Consider the following 12683-nt stretch of genomic DNA (forward strand, 5'->3'; position numbering starts at 1 on the left):
TCCATTATGATTCGCTAACCTTTACAAGGGCGCTGATATCAAGCGCCTTCACAGAATGTGTCAAGTAACCAAGCGAAATATAGTCGACACCCGCTTCCGCATAGGCACGGATCGTCTCATTCGTAATCATGCCGGATGCCTCGGTAATGATCGTATCCGGAACAATTTGCCGCCACTCCTTGATTGTTTCAGGCGTACAATTGTCGAACATGATGATATCGGCATTTGCAGCAATCGCTTGTTGCAACTGCTCAAACGTTTCAATTTCCACTTCAATTTTAACGGTATGTCCGAGCGCCGCCCGTACCTTTTCAACCGCTTTTGAGATAGAGCCTGCAAAAGCGAGATGATTATCCTTTAACATCACCGCGTCATATAAGCCATTGCGGTGATTAACACCACCACCAGTACGAACGGCATATTTGTCGAGCATGCGCAAACCTGGAGCCGTCTTCCTCGTATCGCACACTTTCGTTCGGGTTCCTTCGATTTTTTGCACTACACGATTTGTCTCCGTTGCAATACCGCTCATCCGTTGAATCAAATTCAAAATCACACGTTCACTTTTCAATAGACTGCAAACCGATCCTGTCGCCGTTGCAATCAAGGTACCTCTTTTAATCTTTCCGCCATCTTCTATGTGACAGACAACTTTAGTGGATGAATCAACGACATATAGCCCTTCTTCAATCACTTTCCTGCCACAAAAAACACCTTCCTTTTTAGCGACAATCTGCAATTCCCCCGTTACTTCCTTGGGAAATAAAAAGTCGCTCGATATATCATTGTCACCGATATCCTCTATGTAAAACTGCTCAAGCATGGACTTCAACTTGATCGTATTCACAATGCCGTTCCCTCATTTCTATTCCCTTTTTTGATTGGACAATATGAATTTTCCCCAAACGCTCATCTTCCTCCGGGAAGTCTTCCCGCTTATGCGCTCCCCTACTTTCCTCACGCAACAAAGCCGCATGGGCAATCAGTTTTGCCGTTTGAACCATGAACAACAATTGAATGTCCTCGCTGCTACTCTCGTCTAAAGAACAATCCATACGCCTAACAGAGTCATAGTCGTTTAACCATGCTCTCAACTGTTCAAGCTCCGACTGACAGCGGATGATTCCCGCATACGCCATCATTTTTCCCCTTAGTTGCTGTTTATCAGGTAATGAATAGTTGGTGATAGCTGTCCGCTTTGTCAAATCGATTTTCATCGGTTCCGGCTGACTGTGCAGCATTTGTTCATTTAAATAAGCTGCCAGTTTCTTGCCGTAGTGTAGCCCCTCCAATAAGGAATTGCTCGCAAGGCGATTGGCACCGTGGACGCCTGTTGCCGCCGTTTCACCAATTGCATATAAGCCTTCAACGGAAGTGCGACCAACCGTATCAACTGCAATGCCCCCCATTAAAAAATGGCACCCAGGAGCCACAGGAATTTTGCCATCTTCAATCGAGATCGCTTGTGCTTGACAAATGGCCGTAATCGTCGGGAATTTCTCTTCAAATGCATTAATCATCGAAATATCCAGATAGACATCTCTCCCCATTGATTTTTTCCTAAATATTTCCCCTGCAACAATATGGCGCGGTGCCAAATCGCCAAGCGGATGCACGTCTTCCATAATTGCGTTACCCTGAGCGTCAACTAGTCTTGCACCTTCTCCCCTAACCGCTTCAGAAATCAATCCCGCAGTTTGTCCATTGACATACAGTAAAGTCGGATGAAATTGGATAAATTCCATATCTACAATTTCCGCACCTACCTGGTATGCAAGTGCGATTCCATCCCCCGTGATGGAGGGATCGTTTGAGGTAAACGAGTACAAACCGCCTACACCGCCAGTGGCTAACACAACATGGTCACTCCAATAGACCTCGTTATTGCCAAAATTATCTTTCACCTTCACGCCAATGCACTTTTTCGTTAACGGATGAATGACCAACTCATAGACCAGCCGATTTTCCAACACATCAATGTGGGAACTGAGCGTTGTCATTAGATGATCTATGACATGTTTTCCCGTTGCATCTCCGCCGCAATGCACAATTCGGTTTTGACTATGCGCACCTTCCATCCCTAAGGAAAATTGTCCAGTAGGATTTTCGTCAAATCGGAGTCCACTTTGCGTCAACTCATTAATGAGCGAAGGTCCCTTTTCTACAAGATCACGGACTTCTTTTTCATTATGAAAATCACATCCTGCATGAATCGTATCCTCATAATGCAGGGATGGTGCGTCGTTTCCTCCAATAGCTGCAGCAATACCTCCCTGTGCACGATACGAATTGCTGGAACGTAAACTAGATTTTGTAATGAGAAGTACGGGAAACCGAGTGCTGAGATGAGTGGCGAGCTGCAGTGCGGCAATGCCGCTTCCAACGATAATGCACCGATATGTTTTCAAAGGTATCCTCCTTAGCTTCATGGTTGTCTTGACACCTATCTTTACATAAAACTTAAAATATGACAAGATAGATTTACATTTTTTATCTTCATTCAGCAAAGCCCGCTGAATGAAGATAAAGCCTCCGGCGGATGTCACAGATTTTGAAAGGAGTTAATTGAGCTTTCTCAATTCAAAATCTGGACGCAATTACGCCGAGGCGTAATTGATTGGAGGAAAAAATCATGCATTATTTTGATTATGCGGCATCGACACCGCTTCATCCTAAGGCTTCCCATGTATTCGCTACGCTTTCGGAACAATGTTATGGGAATACAAGTAGTTTGCATGATGTGGGAGGAGAGGCTCAAAATATGCTGGCACTTTGTCGCCAAGAATTTGCCGATCTGCTTGGGGTACAAACAGCGGGCGTGTATTTCACTTCTGGGGGAACCGAAAGCAACTTGCTGTCCATCATTTCGCTTGCAAAAGCGAATCGTCATCGTGGCAAACACATTGTTACAACAGCGGGGGAACATCCTTCCATTGATTCAGCATTGAAATATTTACAGCAAGATGGCTTCACTGTCACAGTAGTGCCATTCGATCCATCCGGTCAGGTCAATCTTCAGCTTTTCCAAAGGGCGCTGCGAGAAGATACGATTTTAGCGAGTGTCCAGCATATTAACCCGGAAATCGGAGTGATCCAACCGCTGGAGGAAATCGCGAAATTGCTGAAAGGTCGCCAGATTCTTTTGCATAGCGACTGCGTCCAATCTTTTGGGAAGATGGACTTGAAACCAATAGCAAAAATCGTCGATAGCTTAACCGTATCCGGCCATAAAGTGTACGGACCCAAAGGAGTCGGTGCCGCCTACATCCATCCACGTCACCGAATTATTCCCGTCTTTCCCGGCTTTGTGCATGAAGCAGGCTTCAGAGGGGGCACGGTAAACGTTCCTGGTCTTGCGTCCTTTGTAACCGCCGCTACATTATGTGCAGAGAATAGTTACGATACCGAAAAATATAAAGCACTCCGTTCCATTTTTTTGGATGAGTTGAACAAGTACCCTGAACTGTTCACTGTCTATGAAGCAAGTACGGCGGAAACACAACTTCCTCAAATCATCGGGCTCGGCGTGAACAATGTGGAAGGCCAGCTCATGATGCTGGAATTAAATCGCCACGGCTTCGCAATTTCTACAGGCAGCGCATGCCAAGTCGGACAACAGCATTCAGCGAAAGCAATGCTCGCATTACAAGTCGACCCCCAACGAGCGAAAGAATTTATTCGCATTTCATTTGGCCAAAGCACAACGATGGTAAGCGTCCAGCAGTTAGTCGATCAATTAATACAAATTGCACAGCAAGTCTGCCCCGTAAAAATGATAAAATTGTAACCGGTGTCGCAACAGCATTCCTAAGCTATAGGAAAAGCCGTCCACTTCCTAACCACAATGGTCAAAAAGCGGACGGCTTCTGTAAATAATGTTTTGTTTTCAACACAAGATAATTATTCAGTTAAATTTCCAATCGACAAATACTTCGTCTCCAAATAAGGCTCAATGCCTTCGATGCCGCCTTCACGGCCAATTCCACTTTCCTTCATCCCGCCAAACGGGGCATGTGCGGCGGATGGAGCACCGTCATTCCAACCGATGATGCCGAAGTCCAGATTGTCATGTAAGTACGTTCCAGTCCGATAATCATTCGTAAAGAAATAGGCTGCCAAGCCATATGGCGTATTATTCGCGATTTCAACCGCCTCTTCAAGTGTCTTGAAGCTGGTGATCGGTGCAATCGGGCCGAATGTTTCCTCCTGCATGATTTCCATGCTTGCATCGACATTTTTCAAGACGGTCGGCTGGACAAAGAAATACCCTTTTTCCCGATCGGCTTCATATTCGTTCCCAGTTAGCACTTCCGCCCCCTTGTCAATCGCATCTTGTACTTGAGCGACAATTTTGTCATACCCTTTTTCATTGATTACCGGTCCTACATCTGTAGATTCATCCAATCCGTTTCCGACCTTCAGCTTGGAAACGGCCACTGTAAACTTCTCCGCAAAGGTATCCACGACATTTTCATGCACAAGAATGCGGTTGACGCAGACACAAGTTTGGCCCGCATTTCTAAATTTGGATATGATCGTTTGAGCAACAGCCCAATCAAGATCAGCGTCTTCCGCAATGATCAGTGGAGCGTGCCCGCCTAATTCCATCGTCACATGTTTTATCGTATCAGCGCTACCTTTGATCAGCTCTTTCCCGACAGGAGTAGAACCTGTAAATGTAATTTTCCGCACAAATGGACTTTCCGTGAATAATCTCCCGACGATAGACCCTTTCCCATTCACATATTGGATGGCGTCTTTTGGAATGCCCACTTCATGCGCCAGGTCTACAAGTGTCATTGTCGTTAACGGCGTTTCTTCTGCCGCTTTTACGATGAATGTACAACCGGCAGCCAACGCAGGAGCCGCCTTTCGAGTCATCATCGCTGCCGGGAAATTCCAAGGTGTGATGGCCGCAACTAAGCCGATCGGTTGACGGCTCACAACAATTCGTTTCGTTTCGGAAGATGCCGGAATGGTCCGTCCATAAATGCGGATCGCTTCTTCCGCATACCAATCGATATAACTCGTTGCATAGTCCACCTCGCCCAATGATTCACGCAAAGGCTTTCCGTTTTCCATCGTCATCACTTTTGCGATTTCTTCTTTCTTGTCTTGAATCTTCCGGGACCAAGCCTTCAACAGACGTGAACGCTCATGTGCATGGACTTTTGCCCATGTTTTGAAACCTTTGTGCCCCTTCTCCAGCGCCGCGTTAATTTCTTCTTCCGTGTGTCTCGTGATCTCTTGGATGAGCTCACCTGTAGCCGGATTATTTACTGTAAAAGCCGTTTTAAAAGTTGTTGACATTTGGTAACACTCCTTTAATCGTTTGATGTTAGTCGTGCCTTATCTTAAAGGTGCCATAAAATTTAGCAAATAACTAGTAGAAGGCCTGAACGTACTTTAATTAAATGCTTCTTCCAAAATCTCCAGTCCTTTCGATAGCTCCTCATCCGTAATGACAAGTGGCGCCAAAAAGCGGATGACATTTCCTTTTAATCCTGCTGAAAGAAGCAGCAGACCGTTCGCATTTGCATATTGGACAATCTCACTCGTTTTTTCTTTGTTCGGAAGCTTTTCCGCCCGGTTATTAACAATTTCAACTGCGACCATTGAGCCTAAACGACGAATTTCTCCGACATAACTATGCTTCTCAGCCAGTTCAATCAATTTTGACTCGATCTTTTGCCCAAGGATTTCCGATTTTGTTAACAGGTTTTCTTCTTCGATAATATCGATGACTGCCAGCGCAGCTGCACATGCAACGGGACTACCCGCATAGGTACCGCCCAACTCCCCCGGCGATGCAGCGTTTAAAATTTCAGTTCTTCCGACCACACCGCTCAATGGCAAACCTGCAGCCAAAGATTTTGATACCGTGACCAAATCCGGGACAACGTCAAATTGTTCCATCGCAAACATTGTACCCGTTCGTCCAAAACCTGTTTGAATTTCATCGGCTACAAAAACAATACCATGTTCTTTACAGAATTCGCTTACCGCCTGCACAAATTTCTTCGGCGGGACAACGAAACCTCCCTCACCTTGAACAGGTTCCATCACAACACAAGCAACCGTTTCCGGTGCAACCGTTGCAACAAAAAAGTCTTTGAACTCTTGGATCACGCGGTCTACGTATGCTTCTTCTGTCATTTCACTCGGTTTGTGATACACGTAAGGATAAGGAGCTTGGTAAATCTCTGGCGCAAAAGGTCCGAATCCAAATTTATACGGCTTCACTTTACTTGTCATCCCCATTGTCAAGTTCGTACGGCCGTGGAACCCACGCACAAATGAGACGACTGCTTGCCTTCCTGTATATTTGCGTGAAACTTTAATAGCATTTTCGACTGCTTCTGCTCCTGAGTTCAATAGAAGCGCCTGTTTCTCAAACGTCCCTGGTGTGATTGCACATAATTTTTCCGCCAATTGAATATAACCTTCATACATCATAACGTTAAATCCGGGATGCAAAAACTTTTCAATCTGCTTGTTGACAGCAGCCGTCACTTTCGGGTGGCTATGCCCCACATTCAACGTCCCGATGGCAGCCGCAAAGTCAATCCATTCTTTTTGATTGATATCTGTAATTGTCGCACCAGAGGCAGAATGTGCAATATTGAGATTTCCATTACTCACACCTTGTGGAACGTATTTTTTCCTCTTTGCTTGCAATTCCTCAGTCAATCCAGTTGTTAGTACCATCACTACCACTCCTTTTGTCAGAATTATATATTTAGTATCCTGTTTATCTGGTACAATAAAAAGAACCAGATTATAGTTTCTTTAGGTACCAGATTAAGGAGGGGTATTATGTTCTTATTAACGTTGGACAAGAGTAAAGGGGAAGAAAAATATATTTACCAGCAGATATATGGAAGTATCAAGAACGCCATTTTCGCAGGCGAGTTGCAGTCAAATGAAAAATTGCCTTCAAAGAGAAACTTGGCAAAAGAGTTGGATGTCAGTGTGAATTCCGTCACAAATGCGTATGAACAATTACTTGCCGAAGGATATATTTATTCGTTGGAAAGAAAAGGATATTACGTTGAAAACATTGCCCAATTCATCATTAAAGATGATCAACAGCAAAACAAATTACCACCAGATTTAAAAGAAAAGATGGTCGATAAAGAAGGATGGCTCTCTCTTTCCCATATGACAGCCGACATCTCCTCATTCCCTTTTAAAGAGTGGATGAAATATCAAGAGAAAGCAATCAAAAACCATAAAATCGAATTGAGCGAAATTACACACCCGCAAGGACCTTATCTCGTTAGAAAATCCATTGCCCGCTTAATTAAACTAACGCGTGGAATTCTTTGTGAACCCGAACAAATTGTCATTGGAGCAGGAACCCAATCATTAATCCGAAATGTCATGAGCATGCAAAACGCCGAAACGATTGTTGGCATCGAGAATCCTGGATACTCTCGTTTTTACAAGATGTTAAAGAAAATGGAATTCGATGTCCATCCGATTCCATTGGATGATGAAGGCATTGACATTCAGCTAATTGAAGATTCTCAAGCGAGATTCGTCTTCGTAACACCTTCCCATCAATTTCCGACCGGAAAAATCATGCCGATTTCAAGGCGTATCGAGCTGCTCAATTGGTCCGTCCAACAGGAAGATCGCTATATTGTTGAGGATGATTACGATAGTGAATTCAAATATGAAACGGATAATATCCCTTCACTACAAAGCTTGGATCGCAACCAACGGGTCATTTACACAGGCACTTTTTCAAAAACGATGTTACCCGGTTTGCGAATCAGCTATATGGTATTGCCCCCAGAAATGTTGAGGGAGTACCGCGACCACAATGCAGACCTCATCCAGGACAGTAACACGTTAGGCTTATACACACTACATTATTTCATCGAAAACGGGGATTATAACAGACATGTGAAAAGGATGAATCATCAGTATGAATTGAAAAGAAAGTTGCTGATCAAACAGCTGCAAACTACGTTCGGCAACTCCGTCGACATCGAGGACATCCCGGCAGGCCTCCACTTTCTTGCATATTTTCATACATCACGAAGCTATGAGGAAATTATGAAGAGGGCAGCACGAGAGAAACTGGAAATCTATTCGATGAAGCGATTCATGCTGTCTAAAAAAGAAAACGCTAATGGTAGCATCGGTTTAGTCATCGGCTTTGCAAACATTCAGGAAGATCAAATACTTGAAGCTGTGGAACGACTGTCTAAAATCTTAGACTGAAATGGCTAAAGTTTAGCTTGTCTTCCCAATCATATTTCCCCTTATTTCCAGGGAAATAAAGTCACCCACAAACGTTAAGACAACAACGTTTGTGGATGACTATCTAAATCTTGTAAATAGAATCATGACTGATTTCATATGCGAAAAGTCTCACGGTTAACTCTCAGTCCAACGAATTATATAATTCGCCAATACATTCGTCACTTCCACGACGCTATCCAAATGGACACACTCATCTGGTCCGTGCATATTTTCACCGATTGGTCCGAAACAAAGGCCTTTTTTACCATAATATTGGGTAAACCTGGCATCATTTGCAGAAGCCCGTCCAATGATATTGACTTTACGATCCATCACACTCTCCGCATTCTCAAGGAACAGTTGCACAAAAGGATCTTCCGGGTCTTGATACCATGGATCTGTGGACCAACCAAACCATTCGAGAATTGGTGGATTTTCCTCCATCCACTTATCCCCTTCCACTGCTTTCTTGATCGTATCATGTATCAGTTTTTTAATTTCTTGGCGCGTTTCTCCAGGGATAAATCCGATCCGCGCTTCCAGCACCGCTTCCCCTGGAACGGTGGAGGCCCAATCTCCGGCATTCAGTACACCTAAATTCAAGTGAACAGATTGACCAGATCCTTTCTCATACAACTCAAATTTCACGTTTTTAGCGCGCCATTCGTTTAACGCTTCCAATGCACTGATGATTTTCATCATTTTGGAGATCGCATTAACGCCTTCATGAGCCAAGCCCGCATGCGCAATCCTTCCTTTTACAAGAACCCGAAAATACATGATTCCTGCATGTGAAATCGTCACATTTAAATTATGTGGCTCTGTTGAAATATAACCGTCTGTAACGAAACCCTCTTCTAAGCAAGCTAAAGCCCCACCGCCTCCTCCAGCCTCTTCCTCAAGTACGGAATGCAAATGAACATCCCCAGCAATTGGATAGCCTAAATCGATCAGCGTTTTCAATGCGAACCAATTGGAGATCAGCCCTGCTTTCATATCGGCAGAGCCCCGGCCATATAATTTATTGCCGATAATATCTCCGCTCCACGGATCCATCGTCCAATTTGAAAAAGGTTCTGGAGAAACAACATCTACATGCCCATGAATCGTTAAGGACTTCCCATTTTTATTACCATTATAGATTCCAACCACATTTTTCCGACTCACATACGGAATACCCGAGTCGATAAAGGCTTCATGACAAGAAATTTTCTCATACACCGGTTCAATTTCATACACGGTCAAATTGAGTTCCTCATATTTCCTCTTCATATACGCCTGCATTTCCTGTTCATTCCCAACAATGCTTTTGATACGGACAACTTCTTGAATGGTTGTAAATAATTCTTCTTTATGTTCATCAATATACTGTCGGATTTTTTCTTTCAAAATAATCTCTCCTCGTATTCTTTGGTGCTAAAAAGAGGGAAATTTACTTATGGGTAATCTTCCCCTACACTCCTATTTCACTCTTTGCCCTTATCTAGTTTTTATCACCCCATTATCTACGAACTCAACTCCTTCAATTGCTTCCAATCCGCCAAGTTCACTTGAGTTAATCGGCTCTTCATCCAGCGGCTCAACACTTTCAATAGTGTCCATACTGCCAAGTTCTTTTCTAAAGAATTTTGTAATGAATAGCATGTAGACGATTCCCACTACAATCCAAATGAGACCGCCAATAAATGCATCGGCATGCAGATGTGACCAGAGAATTCCTGTACTCAAAGCACCTAACGAAGGCATAATTAGGTATTTGAGCGTGTCCTTGCCTGATCGCCTTCTTTGTCTAATATAGAAGTGGACAATGACCGATAAGTTAACGAATGTAAACGCGATTAATGCACCGAAGTTAATGACTGAAGCTATTAATTCCAAATCCGGTCCAATTGCAAATAATGATACGACTCCTGTGAAAACAATCGTAAAAACAGGTGTTCTAAATTTGGGATGTAAGTAACCGAACGATTTTTTCGGCAAAACACCGTTTCTTCCCATGACAAATAGTAAACGTGATACACTCGCATGCGAAGCTAACCCTGAAGCGACTGTAGCCCCGAATGCCCCTGCAATGAAGATCAATTGGAATACCTTTCCACCAACATATAGTCCGATTTCGGGTAATGTATCATCCAACATGTTGAACCTCGACAAATCCGGAAATAATGCTTGCGTGAAATAAGAAGCGATGAAGAAAATCAAGCCACCAATCGTCACGGTCAATAGGATCGCTCTTGGAACCGTCGATGCGTCTTTCGCTTCTTCTGTATACATCGTGATGGCATCAAACCCGATAAACGAAAACGCAACGACGGTTGCTCCGGTAAAGATGGCTACCAACTCTACATTCGCATTCGTCAACGGATTAATGGTAAATAGAGTGCCTTCCCCCATTCCATTTGTAAACTGAACAGTTGCAAGGATAAGGAACATGACAATGAGGACAAGTGTGAAAACAACAAGTATCATATTTAAGCCTGATGTCGATTCCATACTGTAAACATTAATGGCCGTAACGACAAGTACATAAGACAGAACCCAGATCCATACCGGAACACTTGGAAAAAGGGACTCCATATATATCCGAATAATTAAGGCATTCACCATTGGCAGCAATAAATAATCTAGTAACGAAGCCCAGCCAACCAGAAACCCTAATCGAGGTCCCATTGTTTCCCGCGCATATGTGTAGGCTGAACCCGCCTGCGGAAACGCCCGCACCATTTTTCCATAACTGATAGCCGTTAATGCCATGACAGCCAGTGCAACAAGATATGCTACCGGTACAACTCCATTTGTCAGTTTCGAGACAATTCCAAATGTATCGAAGACAATTGTCGGTGTCATGTAGCCTAGCCCCAGTGCAACAAGGGCCCAAACACCGAGCGAACGCTTCAACGTCGTTTTCTCCATCCTCCACCCCACCCCCGGATCTTTCAGTACTATTTTGCAGTTTAGTGTAACCACTTTCACTCTTTGAAACTCTTTCTCCATATTATCTACTGGTTTGAGATAGTAAGTTAGACAAGCTCATCGGAATTTACCAGGAGAGGCTGTTTTTTAAATCCTTTCGTCATGTAATATAGGTAGACAACACCAATTAAAAACCAAACTCCCCCAAGAACTTTGGAATATCCATCCAAATTTAAAAGTAGCCAGGTGGTCATTAATGCGCCAATTAAAGGAATTAGCAAATAACAGAAAACCCCTTTAAATGAACGTTCTTTTCTTTTCACAAAATATAATGCAACAACCGATAAATTAACGGCCGTAAACGCAAGCAGTGCGCCAAAATTAATAAAAGATGCAACAAAAGTTAAACTTAAAAACAAAGCCGATAACGATAACACGCCAATTAGTAAAATGTTGTTAACTGGTGTTCTAGTTTTTTCATGTAGCTTTCCAAAAAAGCCAGTAGGTAATTGTCCATCTCGACCCATTGCATATAAAACACGTGCAGCACTTGCCTGCGATGCAGAAGCAGAACCAAAGACAACCAATGCAGTTATTGCTAAAAATGCCGCTTGTAACGCATTTCCACCAATCAGCAAGATGATTTCATAAGCAGCAGAATCTGGATCTTTAAAACCCATATAATTTGGCCAGACATTATGTGCCACATAAGATACAACGACAAAACATAACCCACCAATAATCGTTACTAGAAAAATTGCACGCGGTATATTTTTTTCCGGGTTCTTCACCTCTTCAGAAAAAGTAGAAACCGAGTCAAATCCTAGGAAAGAAAAACACAACAAGGCAGCACCAGCAACAATATATTTGAACGATTCATCGGTATTGAAGAATGGTTCCAAGTTAACTAATACGCCTGTTCCCTCTCCCTGCAAGATTGATTTAATCGATAATAGACAAAAAACGGCAAGAAATAATAATGACAAACCAATCACTAGCATATTGATGCTGGCACCTAGCTTGACACCTCTAATATTTACAAACGTGACAACAATGATTAAAAGGAGTATCCACACATAGGATGGAACCTCAGGGATCGCCGCAGAGAAAAATATCCCAAATAATAAAAAGTTGACCATCGGAATAAACAAATAATCCATTAAAATAGCCCAGCCTACTAAGAAGCCCGCATAAGGGTGCAACGCTTTCTGTGCATACGTATAGGCTGATCCGGAAACAGGGTATGCTTTTGCCATTTGACCATAACTATAAGCCGTAAACATCATTACTACCAAGGCTAGAACATACGATCCGGCAACCATCCCGTGAGATATTTGAGATGCTATACCATATGTGCTAAATACCGTAGTTAAAGCCATAAAAGCCATTCCATATACAACTACAGCGGTCAGTGAAAGTGATCTCGACAATTTAATGTTTTCGTTCATTCAACCAACTCCTCATATATAGGCGCTGAACAAAATAGCTATCGTAAAATAACTTTTAAATCTACTAAA

The 12683-nt window shown here is 43.2% G+C and carries 8 protein-coding genes and 1 pseudogene; 2 read left to right on the forward strand and 7 right to left on the reverse strand.

Going from position 1 to position 12683, the window contains the following annotated elements:
- Positions 1 to 4: 4 nt before the first annotated feature.
- Both nadC and nadB read right to left on the reverse strand, forming a co-directional pair.
- Positions 5 to 847: a carboxylating nicotinate-nucleotide diphosphorylase gene (gene nadC, locus MHZ95_RS05510; RefSeq protein WP_239389524.1), complete on the reverse strand. Its 843-nt coding sequence runs from the start codon at positions 845 to 847 to the stop codon at positions 5 to 7.
- Positions 816 to 2408 (reverse strand): L-aspartate oxidase, encoded by a 1593-nt coding sequence (gene nadB, locus MHZ95_RS05515; RefSeq protein ID WP_239389525.1) that lies wholly within the window; start codon positions 2406 to 2408, stop codon positions 816 to 818. Before nadB ends, nadC begins: the two co-directional genes overlap by 32 nt.
- Before the next feature lie 224 nt (positions 2409 to 2632).
- Between nadB and MHZ95_RS05520 the strand changes: the two genes are divergently transcribed.
- Positions 2633 to 3787, forward strand: a complete 1155-nt coding sequence (locus MHZ95_RS05520) for an IscS subfamily cysteine desulfurase (RefSeq protein WP_239389526.1) — start codon at positions 2633 to 2635, stop codon at positions 3785 to 3787.
- A 113-nt stretch (positions 3788 to 3900) separates the two neighbouring features.
- Here the strand turns inward: MHZ95_RS05520 and MHZ95_RS05525 are convergent, their stop codons facing one another.
- Positions 3901 to 5310 carry an NAD-dependent succinate-semialdehyde dehydrogenase gene (locus MHZ95_RS05525; RefSeq protein ID WP_239389527.1) on the reverse strand — a complete coding sequence of 470 codons (1410 nt, stop codon included), beginning with the start codon at positions 5308 to 5310 and terminating at the stop codon, positions 3901 to 3903.
- 96 nt (positions 5311 to 5406) lie between these two features.
- Complete coding sequence (gene gabT, locus MHZ95_RS05530) at positions 5407 to 6708, reverse strand: 4-aminobutyrate--2-oxoglutarate transaminase (RefSeq protein ID WP_239389528.1); 1302 nt, start codon at positions 6706 to 6708, stop codon at positions 5407 to 5409.
- A 108-nt stretch (positions 6709 to 6816) separates the two neighbouring features.
- On the opposite strand from gabT, the gene gabR reads away from it, so the two are divergent.
- Positions 6817 to 8232, forward strand: coding sequence for a MocR-like transcriptional regulator GabR (gene gabR, locus MHZ95_RS05535; protein WP_239389529.1), 1416 nt, complete (start codon positions 6817 to 6819; stop codon positions 8230 to 8232).
- Between the two features lie 156 nt (positions 8233 to 8388).
- Here the strand turns inward: gabR and MHZ95_RS05540 are convergent, their stop codons facing one another.
- The 3 genes and pseudogenes from MHZ95_RS05540 to MHZ95_RS05550 all read right to left on the reverse strand — a co-directional run bounded on the left by MHZ95_RS05540 (position 8389) and on the right by MHZ95_RS05550 (position 12614).
- Positions 8389 to 9642, reverse strand: coding sequence for an ArgE/DapE family deacylase (locus MHZ95_RS05540; protein ID WP_239389530.1), 1254 nt, complete (start codon positions 9640 to 9642; stop codon positions 8389 to 8391).
- A gap of 228 nt (positions 9643 to 9870) precedes the next feature.
- Positions 9871 to 11166: pseudogene (locus MHZ95_RS05545) on the reverse strand (APC family permease); the annotation flags it as partial.
- A 107-nt stretch (positions 11167 to 11273) separates the two neighbouring features.
- Positions 11274 to 12614 (reverse strand): APC family permease, encoded by a 1341-nt coding sequence (locus MHZ95_RS05550; RefSeq protein WP_239389531.1) that lies wholly within the window; start codon positions 12612 to 12614, stop codon positions 11274 to 11276.
- Positions 12615 to 12683 lie beyond the last annotated feature (69 nt).

The organism is Sporosarcina sp. ACRSM (assembly GCF_022346545.1).
In the GTDB taxonomy this organism is placed as follows: Bacteria; Bacillota; Bacilli; order Bacillales_A; family Planococcaceae; genus Sporosarcina.

Bases quoted from the DNA above. Each gene is read 5' to 3' on its own strand.
- MHZ95_RS05520 (WP_239389526.1), top strand. From the start codon at position 2,633: ATGCATTATTTTGATTATGCGGCATCGACACCGCTTCATCCTAAGGCT.
- MHZ95_RS05525 (WP_239389527.1), bottom strand. From the start codon at position 5,310: ATGTCAACAACTTTTAAAACGGCTTTTACAGTAAATAATCCGGCTACA.
- gabT (WP_239389528.1), bottom strand. From the start codon at position 6,708: ATGGTACTAACAACTGGATTGACTGAGGAATTGCAAGCAAAGAGGAAA.
- gabR (WP_239389529.1), top strand. From the start codon at position 6,817: ATGTTCTTATTAACGTTGGACAAGAGTAAAGGGGAAGAAAAATATATT.
- MHZ95_RS05550 (WP_239389531.1), bottom strand. From the start codon at position 12,614: ATGAACGAAAACATTAAATTGTCGAGATCACTTTCACTGACCGCTGTA.